The organism is Bradyrhizobium huanghuaihaiense (assembly GCF_025200885.1).
GTDB lineage: Bacteria > Pseudomonadota > Alphaproteobacteria > Rhizobiales > Xanthobacteraceae > Bradyrhizobium > Bradyrhizobium huanghuaihaiense.
In genome coordinates this window covers 3215081-3232968 of record NZ_CP104172.1, presented here as the reverse complement: position 1 = coordinate 3232968, position 17888 = coordinate 3215081, and the positions used below count along the sequence as shown (strand labels likewise).

General features: G+C 65.8%; 16 protein-coding genes. 15 read left to right on the top strand and 1 reads right to left on the bottom strand.

All coding sequences use genetic code 11. The features are described 5' to 3' along the window. Nucleotides 1-87 precede the first annotated feature (87 nt). From N2603_RS15245 to neuB, 5 genes are all read left to right on the top strand, one after another. On the top strand, nt 88-1290 hold the full coding sequence (locus tag N2603_RS15245; protein WP_260389457.1) for an HAD-IIIA family hydrolase: 1203 nt from the start codon (nt 88-90) through the stop codon (nt 1288-1290). A 134-nt stretch (nt 1291-1424) separates the two neighbouring features. After that, complete coding sequence (locus N2603_RS15240) at nt 1425-2444, top strand: NAD-dependent 4,6-dehydratase LegB (RefSeq protein ID WP_260389456.1); 1020 nt, start codon at nt 1425-1427, stop codon at nt 2442-2444. Further along, nucleotides 2437-3651 carry a LegC family aminotransferase gene (locus N2603_RS15235; protein ID WP_018643226.1) on the top strand — a complete coding sequence of 405 codons (1215 nt, stop codon included), beginning with the start codon at nt 2437-2439 and terminating at the stop codon, nt 3649-3651. The genes N2603_RS15240 and N2603_RS15235 overlap by 8 nt, the downstream gene beginning before the upstream one ends. Continuing rightward, nucleotides 3644-4822: a UDP-N-acetylglucosamine 2-epimerase gene (gene neuC, locus N2603_RS15230; RefSeq protein ID WP_260389455.1), complete on the top strand. Its 1179-nt coding sequence runs from the start codon at nt 3644-3646 to the stop codon at nt 4820-4822. The genes N2603_RS15235 and neuC overlap by 8 nt, the downstream gene beginning before the upstream one ends. Beyond that, a complete protein-coding gene (gene neuB, locus N2603_RS15225; RefSeq protein WP_260389454.1) occupies nt 4819-5889 on the top strand; it encodes an N-acetylneuraminate synthase in 1071 nt (356 codons plus the stop codon). The genes neuC and neuB overlap by 4 nt, the downstream gene beginning before the upstream one ends. On the opposite strand, the gene N2603_RS15220 is transcribed toward neuB, so the two are convergent. Next, a complete protein-coding gene (locus tag N2603_RS15220; protein WP_260389453.1) occupies nt 5886-6497 on the bottom strand; it encodes an acetyltransferase in 612 nt (203 codons plus the stop codon). The two genes, neuB and N2603_RS15220, sit on opposite strands and share 4 nt — an antisense overlap. 198 nt (nt 6498-6695) lie before the next feature. On the opposite strand from N2603_RS15220, the gene N2603_RS15215 reads away from it, so the two are divergent. From N2603_RS15215 to N2603_RS15170, 10 genes are all read left to right on the top strand, one after another. Beyond that, nucleotides 6696-7745, top strand: a complete 1050-nt coding sequence (locus tag N2603_RS15215) for a nucleotidyltransferase family protein (RefSeq protein WP_260389452.1) — start codon at nt 6696-6698, stop codon at nt 7743-7745. Further along, the gene (locus N2603_RS15210) at nt 7742-8650 is read left to right on the top strand and encodes a Gfo/Idh/MocA family protein (RefSeq protein WP_260389451.1); all 909 of its coding nucleotides are present in this window, start codon (nt 7742-7744) and stop codon (nt 8648-8650) included. Before N2603_RS15215 ends, N2603_RS15210 begins: the two co-directional genes overlap by 4 nt. Beyond that, the gene (locus tag N2603_RS15205; RefSeq protein WP_260389449.1) at nt 8647-9348 is read left to right on the top strand and encodes an acylneuraminate cytidylyltransferase family protein; all 702 of its coding nucleotides are present in this window, start codon (nt 8647-8649) and stop codon (nt 9346-9348) included. The genes N2603_RS15210 and N2603_RS15205 overlap by 4 nt, the downstream gene beginning before the upstream one ends. A 13-nt stretch (nt 9349-9361) precedes the next feature. Next, on the top strand, nt 9362-10183 hold the full coding sequence (locus N2603_RS15200) for an SDR family oxidoreductase (protein WP_260389448.1): 822 nt from the start codon (nt 9362-9364) through the stop codon (nt 10181-10183). Between the two features lie 13 nt (nt 10184-10196). Continuing rightward, nucleotides 10197-11711: an MATE family efflux transporter gene (locus tag N2603_RS15195; protein ID WP_260389447.1), complete on the top strand. Its 1515-nt coding sequence runs from the start codon at nt 10197-10199 to the stop codon at nt 11709-11711. 69 nt (nt 11712-11780) lie between these two features. Further along, nucleotides 11781-13169, top strand: a complete 1389-nt coding sequence (locus N2603_RS15190) for a surface carbohydrate biosynthesis protein (RefSeq protein ID WP_260389446.1) — start codon at nt 11781-11783, stop codon at nt 13167-13169. Between the two features lie 3 nt (nt 13170-13172). After that, nucleotides 13173-14576 (top strand): capsular polysaccharide export protein, LipB/KpsS family, encoded by a 1404-nt coding sequence (locus N2603_RS15185; RefSeq protein ID WP_260389445.1) that lies wholly within the window; start codon nt 13173-13175, stop codon nt 14574-14576. An 11-nt stretch (nt 14577-14587) separates the two neighbouring features. Beyond that, the gene (locus tag N2603_RS15180) at nt 14588-15337 is read left to right on the top strand and encodes a glycosyltransferase family 2 protein (RefSeq protein WP_260389444.1); all 750 of its coding nucleotides are present in this window, start codon (nt 14588-14590) and stop codon (nt 15335-15337) included. A 161-nt stretch (nt 15338-15498) separates the two neighbouring features. Continuing rightward, nucleotides 15499-16461, top strand: a complete 963-nt coding sequence (locus N2603_RS15175) for a UDP-glucuronic acid decarboxylase family protein (RefSeq protein WP_026312031.1) — start codon at nt 15499-15501, stop codon at nt 16459-16461. A 43-nt stretch (nt 16462-16504) separates the two neighbouring features. Beyond that, complete coding sequence (locus tag N2603_RS15170; protein ID WP_260389443.1) at nt 16505-17854, top strand: hypothetical protein; 1350 nt, start codon at nt 16505-16507, stop codon at nt 17852-17854. Nucleotides 17855-17888: the final 34 nt, after the last annotated feature.

The window sequence follows — 17888 nt, the reverse complement described above, 5'->3', positions numbered from 1 at the left end:
GCGCGCAGATCGGTGGCGCGCTATGGACGTGGAAATGACACTCGCCTCTCACCGACAGCTCGATCGATGTCGCAAACTCCCCACGCTATGCTGAGACAGGCCGTTATCCTCGTCGGCGGGCTTGGCACCCGGCTTGGCGAGCGCACCAGGCTGGTTCCGAAGCCGATGCTCGACATCGGCGGGCGGCCGTTCCTCGACACGCTCATCGACGAACTCGTCCGCTATGGCATGTTCGATGAAATCGTCCTGCTTGCCGGCCACAAGGCGGAGATCGTCGAGACGCACTACGCCGAGGCCGCGAGGGGATCCACGCGAATCATCGTGTCGCGCGAGACCGAGCCGCTCGGCACCGGCGGTGCGCTCGTGCATGCGCGCGACTTGCTGCACGACCGCTTCCTGCTGCTCAACGGCGACTCTCTGTTCGACTTCAACCTGCTGGATCTGATCGCGCGCGCGCAGGACGGGCGCGTTCACATGGCGCTGCGCGACGGCGTGATCGGGGATCGCTACGGGCGCGTCGCCCTCGACGGCGACGTGGTCCGTGATTTCATCGCTCCGGGCGCAGGCGCCACAGGCCCGGTCAATGCCGGCATCTACGTCGTCGACAAGTCCGTTCTCGCTGATATCGCGAAGCTGCCCGCTTCGCTCGAGCAGGACGTGTTTCCCGGCCTCGTCACGCGCGGCGAGCTGCGCGGCACGGCCTATCGCGGCTATTTCATCGACATCGGCATCCCCGATGATTTCGCGCGCGCCGATCGCGAACTGCGCGAGAAGCTGCGGCGTCCCGCCGTGTTCTTCGATCGCGACGGCGTGCTCAACCACGATTCCGGCTACACGTTCGAGACGCACAAGCTCGAATGGATCGAGGGGGCGCGCGAGGCGGTGAAGGCGGTCAACGACGCCGGCTATTTCGCCTTCGTCATCACCAATCAATCCGGCGTCGCGCGCGGCTATTACGAGGAGCATCACATCGTTACCCTGCACCGCTGGATGGCGGACCAGATGGCAGAGGTCGGCGCGCATATCGACGCCTTCGAATATTGCCCGGATCATCCCGACGGAACCGTCGCGCGCTATTGCCGCACGAGCGACCGCCGCAAGCCGGCGCCGGGCATGATCACCGACCTCGCGCAGCGCTTTCCGGTCGACATGACGCGCAGCATGGTGATCGGCGACAAGCCGAGCGACATCGAGGCCGCGCGGGCTGCCGGCCTCCCCGGCCATCTGTTCGAGGGCGGCAATCTCGAGGCGTTCGTGAGAGCGCGCCTGAACCCGGCCGGCAAGGCTTAGGCGGCCTTACAAAAACTGCTGCATCCCCGGGCATTTGGCAGCTTTCGGGCGCTGCTCTGTTGCGCGCGACGGCCAGTGTGCTATAGCGGCCATCTTGTTGCGAATACTGGCTTAATCGCCTTCTGGGGTCCGGCATGGCAGATCTGAGGGACGCCCGCGTCCTCGTTACCGGCAGCGACGGCTTCATCGGTTCGCATGTCGTCGAGGAGCTGGTGAAAGCCGGAGCCCGCGTCAAGGCGGTCGTCTACTACAACTCCTTCAATTCCTGGGGCTGGCTGGACACGGTTCCCGCCGACATCATGAAGTCCGTGGAGGTGGTCGCCGGCGACATCCGCGATCCGCATTTCATGATCGCAGCCGCCAGCGGCTGCACCGACGTGCTGCATTTGGCGGCGCTGATCGCGATCCCCTTCTCCTATGTCGCGCCCGATTCCTATGTCGAGACCAATGTGCGCGGCACCGTCAACGTGCTCCAGGCGGCGCGCATGGCCGGCGTGCGGCGCTTCGTGCAGACCTCGACCAGCGAGGTCTACGGCACGGCGCAGATCGTGCCGATCAAGGAGAACCATCCGCTGGTCGGCCAATCGCCCTACTCGGCCTCGAAGATCGCCTCCGACCAGATGGCGCTGTCGTTCCAGGCCTCGTTCGACATGCCGGTCGTCGTCATCAGGCCGTTCAACACCTATGGACCGCGGCAGTCGGCACGCGCGGTGATCCCGACCATCATCAGCCAGATCGCGACCGGCAAGCGCAGGATCCGTCTCGGCGCGGTCAGTCCGACGCGCGACTTCTCCTTCGTCACCGATACCGCGCGCGGCCTGATCGCAGGCCTCACCGCGCCGGCCGAACAATGCGTCGGCCAGACCATCAATCTCGGCAGTGGCTTCGAGATCTCGGTCGGCGCGACCGTCGAGATGATCGCCGATGTGATGGGCGTGACGATCGAGATCGAGACCGACGAGGCGCGCCTGCGTCCGGCCAACAGCGAGGTCGAGCGGCTCTGGGCCGACAATTCCAAGGCACGCCAGCAGCTCGGCTGGAGCCCGGAATTCGGCGGCATCGACGGCATGCGCCGCGGCATCGAGAAGACGGCGAGCTGGTTCACCAATCCCGCCAATCTCAGCCGTTACAAGGCGGACGTCTACAATGTCTGAGGCAATTGTGGGAACGGCCGCGACCAAAGCGCTCACATTCGATCCGAAGGCCGTGGTCGATGCCGTCCGGCGCGCCGCGGGCACGCCCAACGGCATCCTCGGCCTGCATGAGCCGGTATTTGCAGGCAACGAAGTCTCCTATCTCGAAGAGTGCATCAAGAGCACCTTCGTCTCCTCGGTCGGCCCGTTCGTCGACCGCTTCGAGCGCATGCTGGAAGAAGTGACGGGCGCACGGCGCGCTGTCGCCGTCGTCAACGGCACGGCCGCGCTGCACGCCTGCTTCCGCCTCGCCGGCGTCGAGCCCGGCGAGGAGGTGATGTCGCCGGCGCTGACCTTCATCGCGACCACCAATGCGATCGCCTATTGCGGGGCGGTGCCGCATTTCATCGACAGCTCGCTCACGACGCTCGGCATGGACCCGCGCGCCCTCGCCGCACGGCTCGAGGCGATTGCGGAGCGCACGCCCAGGGGCGCCGTCAATCGCGAGACCGGACGCCGCATCGCCGCGATCTCGCCGATGCACACGTTCGGGCATCCCGTCGAGCTCGACGAGATCGCTGCGATCGCACGCGACTGGGGCATTGCGCTGGTGGAGGACGCCGCGGAATCGCTGGGCTCGACCTACAAGGGCCACGCCGTCGGATCGCAGGCGCGACTCGCGGCGCTGAGCTTCAACGGCAACAAGATCGTCACCACCGGAGGCGGCGGCGCCATCCTCACCAACGACGAGGAACTGGGACGGCGCGCCAAGCATCTCACCACCACCGCGAAGCTGCCGCACAAATGGGCCTTCGTGCACGACGAGATCGGCTTCAACTACCGCCTGCCCAATCTGAACGCCGCGCTGGGCTGCGCCCAGCTCGAGCAGCTCGACGGTTTCCTGGCGAGCAAGCGCCGCCTCGCTGCGGCCTACGACCGCGTCTTTGCGGATGTGCCCGGCGTGCGCTTCTCCCGCGAGCCCGATGGCACCACGAGCAATTACTGGCTGAACGCGATCCTGCTCGACGAAGCCTACGCCGAGCGGCGCGACGACGTGCTCACGGCGCTGAACGAAGCCGGCTTCGGCGCACGCCCGGCCTGGACCCTGATGCACCGCCTGCCGATGTTCGCGCAGAGCCCGCGCGGCGATCTCACCACCGCCGAATCGATCGAGCGCCGCCTGATCAACCTGCCGAGCAGCGCCAGCATCAGGGCACGCGATGAATAGCGGCGCGCGAAAGATCTGCTTCGTCACCGGCAGCCGGGCCGATTTCGGACTGCTGATCTGGCCGATGCGCGCGATCCGCGAGACATCAGGCCTGACGCTCCAGCTCATCGCGACCGGCATGCATCTCGCACCGGAGTTCGGCTACACCTTCAACACCATCATCGACGAGGGCTTCGAGGTCGACGAGCGCGTCGAAACGCTGCTCGCCAGCGACACCGGCGCGGGCGTCGCGAAATCGGTCGGGCTCGGCGTGATCGGATTTGCCGACGCCTTCGCACGGCTGCAACCCGATCTCGTGGTCCTGCTCGGCGACCGGTTCGAGATGTTCGCGGCCGCACAGGCCGCGATGTTCATGCGGCTGCCGATGGCGCATCTGTTCGGCGGCGACGTCACCGAAGGGGCGGTCGACGAATCCATCCGCCACGCGATCAGCAAGATGTCGCACCTGCATTTTGCCAGCAATGCGGGATCGGCACAGCGGCTGGTCCAGCTCGGCGAGGATCCATCCCGCATTCATACCATCGGTTCGGTCGGCATCGACGCCATCAGGCATCTCGACCTGATGGACCGCGACAGTATCGGCCGCGCGATCGGCCTGCCGCTCGGCCAGCACAATGCGCTCGTGACGTTCCACCCGGTCACGATCGAGGCCGGCCGCTCGATGGCTGAGCTCGACGAGCTGTTCGCGGCGCTGTCGACGCTCGATCCCGCCTTCCGCCTCATCTTCACGCTGGCCAATGCCGATGCCGAGGGACGCGCGCTGAACGAGCGGACCAAGGCCTTCGCGGCGAGCCGGCCGAACACCATCGCGGTCGCCTCGCTCGGGCAGCTCCGCTATCTCAGCCTGATGAGCCAGGTCGACGTCGTGATCGGCAACTCCTCGAGCGGCATCCTCGAAGCGCCGTCATTCGGCGTTCCCACGGTCGATGTCGGCGACCGCCAAAAGGGACGCGAGCGCGCGGCTTCGGTGTTCCACGCCGCGTCCGAACGCGGTGCGATCGGTGCGGCGATCGCGCGAGCGCTTCAGCGTGGCCGCAAGGACACCGTCAATCCCTATGGCGACGGCGCTTCCAGCCGGCGATTTGCCGACATCATAGCCGGCATTCCGGATTTCGGCCAGCTCCTGAAGAAAAGCTTCCACGAACTTCCGGCAAGCGGAGCGCGGCCATGACGACGCACACGCTGATCATCGCGGAAGCCGGCGTCAATCACGACGGCAGCCTGGACAAGGCACTGGCCCTGGTCGATGCGGCAGCCGACGCCGGTGCCGACATCGTCAAGTTCCAGACCTTCAATGCGAAGGCGCTGGCGGGCGGAGCGGCGAAGAAGGCCGACTATCAGCAGCGCACCACGGACGCCGCCGAGGGCCAGCTCGCCATGCTGGAGCGGCTGGAACTGCCGCAGGCCGCTCACCACACGCTGATCGCGCGCGCTGCCGAACGCGGCATCGAATTCCTGTCGACGCCGTTCGACGACGCCTCCCTCGGCTTCCTGCTGTCGCTGAAGCTGCCGCGCATCAAGGTCGGATCGGGCGATCTCACCAATGCACCGCTGCTGCACGCGGCAGCGCGGGCCGGCGCGACGCTGATCCTGTCGACGGGCATGGCGACGCTCAGCGAAGTCGAGGAAGCGCTGGGCGTGTTGGCGCATGGCTACGCGCAGCGTAACGATCCCGCCGGTATCGCCTCGTTCCGCGCGGCTTGGCGCGATCCGGCGGCGCGCGCTGCGCTGGCGCGGCATGTCAGCCTGCTCCATTGCACGACCGAATATCCCTGCCCCATCACGGATGTGAACCTCGCCGCGATGGCGACGATGCGTTCGGCATTCCAGCTTCCGGTCGGCTATTCCGATCACACCGACGGTTTCGAGATTTCGGTCGCCGCGGTTGCGCTCGGCGCGGCCATCATCGAGAAGCACCTGACGCTGGATCGCAATGCGCCCGGTCCCGACCACGCGGCCTCGCTCGAGCCCGACGATTTCAAGCAGATGGTCCGCGCCATTCGCAACGTCGAAGCCGCGCTCGGCGATGGCGTGAAGACGCCGAAGGAATCCGAGGTCAGGAACGTGCCGGTGGCGCGCAAGAGCATCGTGGCAGCGCGCGCGCTGAAGGCGGGCGAGATCATCGGCCCGGCCGACATCACCGCCAAGCGGCCGGGCGCGGGGCGGCCGCCGATCGACTATTGGTCCCTGATCGGAACGGCGGCGCCGCGGGCGCTCGAACCCGACGATCCGGTTTAGCGGCGAGGCTTTGCGGGAACCCCGCGCAGCACGGACCCGGGCGGCCATGAGCCCGTGACGACCGAGCCCATCGCCACCAGCGTATCGTTGCCGATGGAGATGTGATCGCGAACGCGGCTGCCGAGACCGACAAAGCAGTTGTCGCCGATCTCTGCGCCGCCGCCGACCACCGTTCCCGGAGACAGATGCGTGTAGTGCCCGACGCGCACGTCGTGCTCGACGACTGCGGCCGAATTGATGATGCAGTGATGGCCGATCATGCTTCGCGCATTGACGATCGCGCCCGGCATGATGACGCTGCCAGCTCCGATCGTCGCCGATGGCGAGACGAACGCGCGCGGATGAATCACCGACGCCCAGCGCTTGAGCTGCAGCCGGCCGATTATCTGGCGGCGCGCGGGCCCCGCCTGCATCGTTCCGATCCCGACCACGAAGGCGGCATCCGGATAGTTCGGCGCAACATCATCGGTTCCGAGGTAGCGCGCATCCCCCAGCGTTCCCGGCTGGCGATCGAGGAAACCGACGACGTTGAACTGGCCCGACAGCAGCGCCGCCTCATAGACCATGAAGGCATGTTCGCCGCCGCCAATGATGATCAGATCGTCCATCGCGATTCCCTTGAGCCGCACCGATCTTAGCGACGGGGGCGCGGCACTTCAAACCGCCGGACCGGGCCTGAAAACGCGAGATTTAACAAGGACAACGCGGGATCCCCCGGCGGGGTTGACGCCGCCTCCCGCAGCCGCGATATAGCAGGCTCAGCCGCGGGCGGCCCCCAATATCTGGCGTATACGAGGCAGATTGCCATGAAATCCTGGCGTAAGGCCGTCGTTGGAACGCAGGCGACCGTGGGCGAGGCCATTGCCGCGATCGAGAGCGGAAGCATCCAGATTGCGCTCGTGCTCGACGACCAGAACCGCCTGCTCGGCGTGGTCACCGACGGCGACGTCAGGCGCGGGCTGCTGCGAGGGATCCCGCTCACCGGGCTTGCCACCGACATCATGAACCGCACGCCGGTGTCGGCTCCGGCGACGTTGTCCCGCGACGATCGCCTGCATCTGATGCGGCACAAGTCGATCAAGCAGCTCCCGCTTGTCGACGAGGGCGGCCATCTGGTCGTGGTCGAGACGCTCGACGAGCTGCTCGAGCCGCGCCATTATTCCAATCCGGTCCTGATCATGGCGGGCGGGCTCGGCGAGCGCCTGGGCGCGCTGACGCGCGACCTGCCCAAGCCCATGCTCAATGTCGGCGGAAAACCCCTGCTCGAGACGATCGTCCGCAACGTGGTGCAGCAGGGTTTTTCCAATATCTACATCTCGGTCAACTACAAGGCCGAGACGATCAAGGGTCACTTCGGCGACGGCGCCGCCTTCGGTGCCAATATCCAGTACGTGCACGAGACCGAACGCCTGGGCACGGCCGGTGCGCTCGGGCTGTTTCCGGCGCCGCCGGATCTGCCGATGATCGTCACCAACGGCGACATCCTCACCACGATCAATTACGGCGCGCTTCTCGACTTCCACAACGGGACGCCGGCGGAAGCGACGATGGCCGTCCGCGAGCACAAGGTGCACGTCCCCTATGGCGTGGTTTCCACGTCGGAAGGCTTCCTCCAGACCATTCGCGAGAAGCCGACCGAAAGCTGGTTCGTCAGCGCCGGCATCTATGTGATTGGAAGCTCCGTCTTCCGCCATGTCACGCCCGGCGTCAGGATCGATATGCCGACCGTGCTGGAGCGCGTGATCGCCGGCGAGGGACGTGTCGCGGTCTATCCGATCCGCGAATACTGGCTCGACATCGGCCGCCTGGAGGATTTCGAGCAGGCCCATGCGGAGTTTCATGAGGTCTTCCCGTGACCTCGACAAAAGCCGTCGTGATCGGGCTCGGCTCGATCGGCACAAGGCATGCGCGGATCCTGCGCGAGCTCGGCCTCGAGGTCGCGACGGTGAGCCGACGAGAGGGCGGCGACTATGCGTCGATCGGAGAGGCCGTCGCCGGCGCGCATCCGGATTACGCGGTGATTGCCACCGAAACCGCACGCCATGCCGACGACCTGCAGGCGCTCGCGCAGGCCGGCTTCCGCGGCGCGGTCCTGGTCGAGAAGCCGCTGTTCGCGACGGCGGCGCCGCCGCCGAAATATCCGTTCGCCCATGTCTGCGTCGGGTACAATCTGCGCTTCCATCCGGTCATGACGGCCCTGGTCGAGCAACTGCGCGGGCGCGAGGCGATCACGGTCGCCGCCTATGTCGGGCAGGACATCAGGGACTGGCGGCCCGGCCGCGACCATCGCACCACCGCATCTGCGACAACGGACGCCGGCGGCGGCGTCCTCAGGGATCTCAGCCACGAGCTGGATTATCTGCTGTGGCTGTTCGGGCCATGGCACCGCGTCGCAGCGCTCGGCGGCGCGTCCGGCGCGCGCGACATCGACGTCGACGACCATCTCGACCTGCTGCTCGACATGCAGCGGGCGCCGTCGGTGCACGTCCACATGGATTATCTCGACCGCCAGGGCATCCGCCGCATCCGCGTCAATGTCGACGATGACACCATCGAGGCCGATCTCGTCGGCAGCCGCCTGATCGTCAACGGCAAGGCAACGGACATCGCCAGCGAGCGCGACCAGAGCTATCGCGACATGCACGTCGCGGCGATGCGGGGCGCGCGGCCGGCCTGCTCCCTGCCCGAGGCACTCGGCGTCGTGCATTTGATCGACGCCAGCGAGCGCGCGCTGCGCAGCAAGACCTGGGTATCGCCATGAGCCTCGTCTGCACCATCTGCGCGCGAGGCGGCTCGAAGGGGGTCGTCGGCAAGAATGCGCGCGATCTCCTCGGCAAGCCCGTGCTCGCCTGGAGCATCGCGCAGGCGCGCGAGACCGGCCTGTTCGATGCGATCGCGTTCAGCAGCGATTCGGACGCGCTGCTCGAAGCGGCGCTGAAGGCCGGCGCCGATATCGCGGTCAAGCGCCCCGACGAGATGGCGACCGATACCGCGCCGAAGCTGCCCGCGATCCGCCATTGCCTCGAGCAGGCCATCGCGCAAACCGGCACGACACCGGAGATCTTCGTCGATCTCGATGTCACCTCTCCGCTCCGGCTCGCCTCCGACATCACCGGCGCGGTGGCGCTGCTGCGCGAGAGCGGCGCCCGCAACGTCATCACAGGGGCGCCGGCACGCCGCTCGCCCTATTTCAACCTGGTCGAGCAGCGCACCGACGGCAGCGTCCGCCTCTCCAAATCCGCCAATCCGCCGATCACGCGACGGCAGGATGCACCGCGCTGCTTCGACATGAACGCGTCGATCTATGTCTGGCGCGTCGCGCCGTTCCTGGAGCAGCCCGCGGTCTTCTATCCGGACACACGGCTGTTCGAGATGCCGGAAGAGCGCTCGATCGATATCGACTCCGATCTCGATTTCGCGTTGGTGGAACTGCTGCTGCGCCAACGACTGAACGCCTGAGGGGGCTTTAGCGATGACCACGAGCTTCAAGGCTCTGTTCGATCTGACCGGCCGCACCGCCGTGGTGACCGGCGGATGCGGCATTCTCGGGCGTCGCTTCGCCGAAGGCCTTGCCGAGTTCGGCGCCAATGTCGCGATCGTGGATCTCGATCAGGCCGCGACCGATGCGGCGGCCGCCGACCTCGCTTCGCGCCACTCCATCCGCGCCAAAGGCTATGGCTGCGACATCACCCAGCCCGACGCCGTGCGCGCCACCGCGGAGGCGCTCGAAGCCGACCTCGGACCCGTTTCGATCCTGCTCAACAACGCCGCGAGCAAGGCGCGAGACCTCGACGCTTTCTTTGCACCCGTCGAGACATTCTCGCAGGACGCCTGGCGGGAGATCATGGCGGTCAATCTCGACGGCATGTTCAACGTCGCCCAGGTGTTCGGCGGCCGGATGGCCGAGCGCGGCTATGGCGCCATCGTGCAGACCGCTTCGATCTACGGACTGATGGCCCCGGACCAGCGCATCTACGAAGGCTCCGAATATCTCGGCCGCGCCATCAACACGCCTGCGGTCTACACGGCGTCCAAGGCCGGGGTCATCGGCCTCACCAAGCACCTCGCGACCTACTGGGCGGCGAAAGGCGTTCGCGTCAACACGCTGACCCCCGGCGGCGTCGAGAGCGGACAGAACGAGACCTTCAAGCAGCGCTACGGCGCCCGCATTCCGCTCGGCCGCATGGCCCGTGCCGACGAGATGGTGGGCACGATGCTGTTCCTGGTGTCCGACGCGGCGTCCTACGTGACCGGCCAGAACATCGCGGTCGATGGCGGGCTGAGCGCGTGGTGAGCCGGGCCATGCCATGTTGAAGCAGTTGATCCGAAACACGGTGATTTCCAGCGCGGCGTTCGGAATAGCGGCCGTGCTCGGCCTGATTGTCATTCCGGTCATCATCCGCACCTGGGGCGTAACCGAATTCGGCCTCATCGTGCTGGCCCGCATCCTGCTGCCGAGCGGCATGATGGGGCTGCTCGACCTCGGCCTCTCCGAAGTCACGACGCAAGCGGTCGCACGCGCGCGCGAGCATCGCAATTGGCGCGTTGCGGGCCAGCAACTCGCGCTTCTCACCGTGATGGCCGCTGTTCTCGCAGGGCTGCTCGCAGTCACGATCTGGATCAGCGCGCCCTATCTGACCATCGCGCTGCGCGTCGATACCGCGCACGCCGAGAGGTTTTCGCAAATCTTGCGCTACACCGCGCTTGCCAACCTGGTGCTGATCCCCGCGCTCGTCTGGGAAGGCATCGTCAAGGGCTTTGAGCGCTACAATGTCCTGCGGCTGGCCGAGGTGACCTCCACGATCGTCTATGTTGCCTGTACGATCTGGGCGGCCAACTCCGCAGCCTCGTTCGAGCTGGTGGCCTATATCTATCTCGCCAGCACCTTGATGCGCGCATGCCTGGTGTTCACCGCGGCCTTCGTCGCGGTCGTGCGCAAGGTCAGGCTCGCGATGTGGGACGCGCCGATCCGGCGCGAGCTGTTCCACCGCTGCGCGCTGTTCGCGCAGGGCAAGCTGACGGGCGGCTTGGCGCTGCCGATTCAGCCTTTCCTGGTCGGCCTCCTGTTCGGGCCCAAGGGTGTCGGGGTGTACGATACGCTGGTCCGGCTGCCCCGGGTGTCAAAGGTCGTCGTCGGTCTCCTGACGTCCGCCTTGCTGCCGGTGGCAAGCCGCCTGGACGAACGCGGCAATGCTGCGGCGTTCCAGCGCCTCGGTGAATTCGGCCTCATCATCCTGCCCATGTTCACGGTACCGCCGCTGATGGCGGCCGCCATGCTGTCGCGCGAGATCATGCAGGTATGGATTGGACCGCAGATGGCTCCCTACGCGTTCTGGATGGGCCTGGGCTTCGTGGTTCCGATCTGCGCTCAGTACCTCGCCTTCGGCAACGTCATGTTCCTGACCCGCACGGACGTGCAGTCGCGCCTGAACCGGCTCATGATCTATCAATTGGCGGTGTGGGCCGCGGTGGCGGTTGCGACGCTGCACCTGTTCGACGAACGAGCGCTGATCCTTGGCCAGGTAGTTGGGAACGCCGTCATTCTGCCGTTGCAGATCGCGGCCGTGAGCCGCGGGTTGCAGCTTGACTCCTACCGCCTCCTTAGAGCACTTCTCGCCCAGGCTGTCATTCTCGTGGTCTTGGGCCTGCTGCTCCTCGAGCTTGCAGACCATTTGGCGATCGACGGCTTCTGGGGACTCGGGCTTGCGATCGCCTCGTTCTGCATGGCGAGCTGGGCCATTCAGTATTTTCTCGTTCTGGAAGACCGCCAGCGGGCGATCTTCGCGGAACTGGGCCATCGCTTCGGCTGGGCGTCGACCTAGCTTGTTAACCTGCACCGACATGCTCGGGAGATCGATGACCGCCTTGGTTGACACGAGGAGACGTAAACGGTGCGCATAGGCCTGGTGGTCGATCACCCCAAGCGTGACCTGCCGGGTGCAGTCATGCTCGGCTATCAACTCGCGCGGCGCGGCGTCTCGGTCGTACTGGTGCCGATGTACGAGCAGGCCGTCGACGTGCCACGGCTCGGGCTCGACGCGCTGGTCGTCAACTATGCGCGCCCCGTCAATCTCGACCTGATGCGTAGCTTCGCCAAGGCTGGCCTTGCGCTTTACGTGCTCGACACCGAAGGCGGCGTGCTCGCCGAGAAGGGCGGCAACTCGCCGCCGGCGATGGCCGCGCACGTCAAGGGCAGTGGCTACGCCGACATCCTCTCGGGCTATTTCTTCTGGGGCAGCCGGCTCCACGATGCCTTCCTGGCGGCGGGAACCATGAAGCCGGACCAGCTTCACCTCAGCGGATGCCCGCGCTTCGATTTCGCAGCCCCGCGCTGGCGCGCGCTGCTCGACGGCGAGCCGCGCGGCTATCTGCTCGTCAACGCCAATTTCCCGCTGGTCAATTCGCGCTTTACCGGCAAGCCGGGCGGCGAGCGCGAGGCGATGGTGCGGGCCGGCTGGGATGGCGCCTATGTCGACCGCTTCATCGCGGACCTGAAGCAGGTCTTCACGAACTACCTCGCCGAGATCGACCGGCTCGCCGGCGCGCGGCCCGACCGCACCATTCTCGTGCGGCCGCATCCGTTCGAGAGCGAGGATGTCTATCGCAACGCGCTGGCGCGCCACGCCAACGTCCTGATCGACGGCACCGGCAGCGTGCTCGACCGCATCCGCAACGCGGCCGCGGTCGTGCACCTCAACTGCGGCACCGCCGTCGAATCCGTCCTGCTCGGGAAGCTGCCGCTGCAGCTCGAATATCTGAACACGCCGGTCACCGCCGGTCACGCCGCACTGCCCGCGCGCGTGAGCCGTGCAGTCGCTTCGTTCGACGAACTGCTCGGCGCGATCGACCACATCGAGCGCGAGACCGAGACCTTCGATTTCGCGCGTGTTCACGCCGCCGATATCGAGGCCTTCTTCCATCTCAACGATGGACAGGCCGCCGAACGGGTCGCCGACGTCCTGACTGCTGCAGGCAGTTCGCGCCGGCCTTACCTCTCGCTGCTGGCGACCGTGAAGGGTACACGCGACAAGCCGAGCATCGGCCAGATCGTCAAGGGCGCAGCCAGCGCCGTGCTCGGATCGGCCGTCACCGAACGGCTGCGCAGCCGATTCAACCCCGCCCGGCGCGACAAGCGGATCGAGCCGGTCTTCGTCAGGACGCTGCTGCAGCGTATCGCAACGCATGACCGTGCAAGCCCGTCGCAATTCACCGCAACGCGCGCGCACTGCGCGACGACAGGCTTGCCGCTCGCGAGCATTGCCATCGAACCCGCCCGATAGACCATGGCCACATCTGCAAGAACCATTCTCATCACCACGCTCGCCGAATACCAGACCCGGTTCTGGATTCCGGTCGCGCAACGGCTGCGCGCAGCCGGCGATGAGGTCGAGCTGCTCGCTTTCGACGATCGCAGCGCCGAGATGTCGGCGGCCGAGGGCGTGCCTGTCACGAACATGTACCGCGAGGGCCTCAAGACCGGCCCCGCGCCCGACGATCGCAGCGCGTTCGACGCGCGCGTCGCTGCCTACGGCCTCGACGGGACCAATTTCCTGTTCAGCCATGAGCGCTTCACCTTCGGCATTCGCGATACCGCCGCGCTGCGCCGGCGCTTCATGATCTATGCCAATGCGATGGAGACGGTGCTCGACCGGCTGGAGCGGCAAGGCAAGCGCGTCGAGCTGGTGCAGGAGCTCGGCGGCTTTCTCTCGGTGATCGCGAGCTTCTACGCCGCCAGGCGCCGCAACATCCGCAACTGGTTCATCGAGCCGTCGTTCTTTCGCGGCCGCATGTACTTCACGCCCGACACGCTTCGTGCGCCCGACGTGATGCCGACACCGGCGGACGCGGTGTCGCCGGAGGTGCGGGCTTATCTCGACGACACGCTGACGCAGCGGGCGATCGTGATCCCCAAGAAGGACCAGCATCATTATTCGGCGGCCTTCAAGAAGGTCGCGAACCTGCGCAATGCCCGCCGCCTCACCGAAAAGCTGTGGGACCAGTTCGCGCTCGGCAAGCACCAGGAGTTCGGGCACAATCTGCGCCACGCCCGCGTGCACGCCGCGATGGCGCTCAATGCGACGCGGCTGCGCAAGCTCTACAAGCCGATCCCCGAGGCGCCCTTCGTCTACTATCCGTTCCACGTCCCGGCCGACATGGCGCTGACGCTGCGCTCGCCCGACTATCTCGACCAGGTCGCGACCGTCGACTTCCTGCTGCGCACGATCCCGGACTCGCATGTGCTGGTGGTGAAGGAACACCCCGCCCAGATCGGCGCGATCTCGGCCGACCGCCTGTTCGAGCTGGCGCGCCGGTTCGATAATTTGGTGCTGCTGCCGCCGCAGACCAACAATTACACCGTGCTCAACCGCGCCGACGCCGTGATCTCCGTCAACAGCAAGTCGGGCGCCGAGGCCCTGCTGCTCGGCAAGCCGGTCGTGGTGATGGGCGATGCGTTCTACCGCTCCTGCCCGCTGGTCTACGCGGTCGACCGTCTCGCGGACGTGCCTGCGCGGCTGCGCGAGGCGCTCTCCGCCGGCCCATTCGATCCGGCCAAGGGTGCGCCCTATTTCGAAGCGGCCTGGCGCAAGTCTTATCCGGGCGAGCTCTACATCGGCGATCCCAAGCTGCTCGATACGTTTGCGGCCACCTTGCGTGCCGCGATCGCCGAGCCCGCCCGCGCGAATTGAACGGACCCGTCATGCCGCTCGTCTCGATCATTACCCCATCCTGGAACGTCGAAGGCCTGATCGAGGAGACCATCCGCTCGGTGCAGAGCCAGAGCTTTGCCGATTGGGAGCTCCTGATCGCCGACGACTGCTCGACCGACAGGACACCTGAGATCATCGCCGACATCGGCGCGCGCGATCCGCGCGTCAAGCTGATCCGGCAGGCGAAGAACGGCGGACCGGCGCTGGCGCGCCAGGCCGCGATCGACCGGGCGCAGGGCCGCTATCTCGCCTTCCTCGACAGCGACGATCTGTGGCTGCCCGAGAAGCTCGAGCGGCAGCTCGCCTTCGCGAAGGAAAAGAAGGCTGCGCTCAGCTACACCGCCTTCCGCCGCATCAACGAGACCAACACGGTCACCGGACGCCTGATCGAGGTGCCGGCCTCGCTCACTTACGGTCAGCTCCTGAAGAACACCGCGATCGCGACGCTGACCGCGATGGTCGACCGCGAGATCGCAGGCCCGATCGCGATGAAGAACGAGGGCTATGACGATTTCTGCCTGTGGCTCTCGATCCTGAAGCGCGGCCACACCGCATATGGCCTCAATGAGGATCTGGCCCGCTATCGTGTCAGGGGCTCCTCGGTCTCCAGCCGCCCGGTACGCTCGGCCAAATGGGTCTGGCAGATCTACCGCAACGTCGAGCACCTCTCCCTCGTCCGATCGGCCTGGTGCTTCGCCCATTGGGGGGCGCGGGCGTGGCTGAAGCGGCGGGAGTTCTAGGCGCATCGCCGGGCACCGAGGGCTGAAAAAAGTGCGAAAACAACCCCATGCACAGTAGGGGTATTTAAATACCTGTATCCAAGCCCACTTGGCTATTGGCGAGTCCGGCCGTTGCCGATACCACTCAGCCCGCTCCCGCCGCGGACAATCTGGAACCGATCATGCCGTTTGAAAGCTACAAGAACAGCCGCATCCTCGTCACCGGAGGCGCCGGCTTCATCGGATCGCACATCTGCGAGCGACTGCTCGATGCCGGCGCCGAGGTGGTGTCGGCGGACAATTATTTCACCGGCAGCCGGCGCAACATCGCCCATCTGATCGCAAATCCGCTGTTCGAGGCGGTCAGGCACGACGTCACCTTCCCGCTCTACATCGAGGTCGACGCGATCTTCAACCTGGCCTGCCCGGCCTCGCCGATCCACTACCAGCGCGACCCCGTGCAGACCACCAAGACCTCGGTGCACGGCGCCATCAACATGCTGGGCCTTGCCAAGCGGCTGAAGGCGCGGATCTTCCAGGCCTCGACCAGCGAGGTCTACGGCGACCCGCTGATCCACCCCCAGACCGAGGATTACTGGGGCAACGTCAATCCGATCGGCATCCGCTCCTGCTACGACGAGGGCAAGCGCTGCGCCGAGACGCTGTTCTTCGACTATTGGCGCCAGCACGGCCTGCCGATCAAGGTCGCACGCATCTTCAACACCTACGGCCCGCGCATGCAGCCCAATGACGGCCGCGTGGTGTCGTCCTTCATCGTCCAGGCGCTGAAGGGCGAGCCGATCAGCGTGTTCGGCGACGGCGGGCAGACGCGCTCGTTCTGCTATGTCGACGATCTCGTCGAGGCGATCATGCGGCTGATGCTGACGAACGAAGACATCACCGGCCCGATCAACATCGGCAACAATTCCGAGTTCACCATCCGCGAGCTCGCCGAGAAGGTCATCGAGCTCACGGGATCGCGCTCCAGGCTGGAGTTCAAGCCGTTGCCGCAGGACGATCCGCGCCAGCGCCAGCCCGATCTCACCAAGGCGAAGGCCGCTCTGAACTGGGAGCCGAAGGTGGCGCTCGAGGACGGCTTGAAGGAGACCATCGCCTATTTCAAGCACTCGCTGGAAATGGCCTGAGCCCGCTCGCAACTCCCCCTCGTCCGCAGCGAGCCTGTCCGCCATGAGCGCACCGTCCAGGATGATCAGCGACCTCCGGTCACGGCTGGACTCGAAAACTGCGCTGACGGTTCTGGTGCTGCTGCACAGCGCCCTCACCTGCCTGTCGCTGATCAAGGTCGCCACCTTCCAGTACTATATCAGCTTCAGCGTGGAGCGCCTCTGGATCGCGGTCATCGTTGCGGCCAGCTTCTCCGTCGTTTCACTGCTGTTCGTCGTCGCCCGATTCAGCTTCGGCTATTTCGTCGGGTTCTATTTCTACACGATGATCCTGGGCTTCCTCTGGATCGACGTGTTCTCGTATTACAGCTACGAGCAATTGCCCGCAGGCATCTCGGCGGCGCTGGCGCTGGTGCTCTTCCTGTTGCCGGTGCTATTCGTCAGGGCGCCGCTGCGACAGCCATTCGTGCTATCGAACGCACATTTCGAGCATCTGCTGACGCTGATCCTGGCCGTCTCGATGATCACCATCGCCGTGGCCGCGACCTACAATTTCCGCCTGGTTTCGGTCGACCACATCTACGACTATCGCGAATCGCTCGAATTTCCGGCCGCGGTGCGATATCTGACGGGCTGGGTCTCCAGCACGTTGCTGCCGTTCGCCTTCGCCTGCTACTGGCTGCTCGGCCATCGCTGGCGTGCCGCACTGGTGCTTATCCTGCTCCTGTTGTTCTACCCCATCACGCTGACCAAGTTCGCCTTCTTCACGCCAGCCTGGTTGATCGCCCTGGCTGTGCTCTCGCGCCTTCTGGAGGCGAGAACGGCAGCCATCGCATCGATCTTCGTCCCGATGCTCGTTGGCCTCGTCGTGATCGTTGCGACCGGCGCCGCCATCAACAGCATCCCCGGCAGGTACTTCGACATCGTCAACATCCGGATGATCGCGACTGCATCCAGCGCGCTCGACATCTACAACAACTTCTTCTCGAGCCACCCGCTGACCTGGTTCTGCCAGATCTCCGTCCTCAAGCCGCTGATGCATTGCCCCTACGAGGTGCAGCTGTCCATCCTGATGCACGACGCTTACGACCTCGGCAAATTGAATGCCTCGCTGTTTGCGACCGAAGGGATCGCGTCCGTCGGAATCTATCTCGCACCTTTGACCGCGCTCGCATCGGGCTTCGTGCTGGCGCTCGGCAACCGTGCGTCTGCGGGCCTGCCGCCCCGCTTCATCCTGATGTCCGCCGGCGTGCTGCCGCAAACCCTGCTCAACGTGCCGCTCTCGGTGGCCTTGCTCACTCACGGCGCCGCGCTTCTCTTCTTGCTCTGGTATGTGGTGCCCCGGAGTGTCTTTGCGCAGGAACGCTCCGCGGACGGGGGCGCTCCCGATCGAGCAAGGCCGGCTAAAGCATGATCCGGAAAAGCGCGAAGCGGTTTTCCGGAAAGAT

Bases quoted from the DNA above. Each gene is read 5' to 3' on its own strand.
- N2603_RS15245 (WP_260389457.1), top strand. From the start codon at position 88: ATGCTGAGACAGGCCGTTATCCTCGTCGGCGGGCTTGGCACCCGGCTT.
- N2603_RS15240 (WP_260389456.1), top strand. From the start codon at position 1,425: ATGGCAGATCTGAGGGACGCCCGCGTCCTCGTTACCGGCAGCGACGGC.
- N2603_RS15235 (WP_018643226.1), top strand. From the start codon at position 2,437: ATGTCTGAGGCAATTGTGGGAACGGCCGCGACCAAAGCGCTCACATTC.
- neuC (WP_260389455.1), top strand. From the start codon at position 3,644: ATGAATAGCGGCGCGCGAAAGATCTGCTTCGTCACCGGCAGCCGGGCC.
- neuB (WP_260389454.1), top strand. From the start codon at position 4,819: ATGACGACGCACACGCTGATCATCGCGGAAGCCGGCGTCAATCACGAC.
- N2603_RS15220 (WP_260389453.1), bottom strand. From the start codon at position 6,497: ATGGACGATCTGATCATCATTGGCGGCGGCGAACATGCCTTCATGGTC.
- N2603_RS15215 (WP_260389452.1), top strand. From the start codon at position 6,696: ATGAAATCCTGGCGTAAGGCCGTCGTTGGAACGCAGGCGACCGTGGGC.
- N2603_RS15205 (WP_260389449.1), top strand. From the start codon at position 8,647: ATGAGCCTCGTCTGCACCATCTGCGCGCGAGGCGGCTCGAAGGGGGTC.
- N2603_RS15200 (WP_260389448.1), top strand. From the start codon at position 9,362: ATGACCACGAGCTTCAAGGCTCTGTTCGATCTGACCGGCCGCACCGCC.
- N2603_RS15195 (WP_260389447.1), top strand. From the start codon at position 10,197: ATGTTGAAGCAGTTGATCCGAAACACGGTGATTTCCAGCGCGGCGTTC.
- N2603_RS15185 (WP_260389445.1), top strand. From the start codon at position 13,173: ATGGCCACATCTGCAAGAACCATTCTCATCACCACGCTCGCCGAATAC.
- N2603_RS15180 (WP_260389444.1), top strand. From the start codon at position 14,588: ATGCCGCTCGTCTCGATCATTACCCCATCCTGGAACGTCGAAGGCCTG.
- N2603_RS15175 (WP_026312031.1), top strand. From the start codon at position 15,499: ATGCCGTTTGAAAGCTACAAGAACAGCCGCATCCTCGTCACCGGAGGC.
- N2603_RS15170 (WP_260389443.1), top strand. From the start codon at position 16,505: ATGAGCGCACCGTCCAGGATGATCAGCGACCTCCGGTCACGGCTGGAC.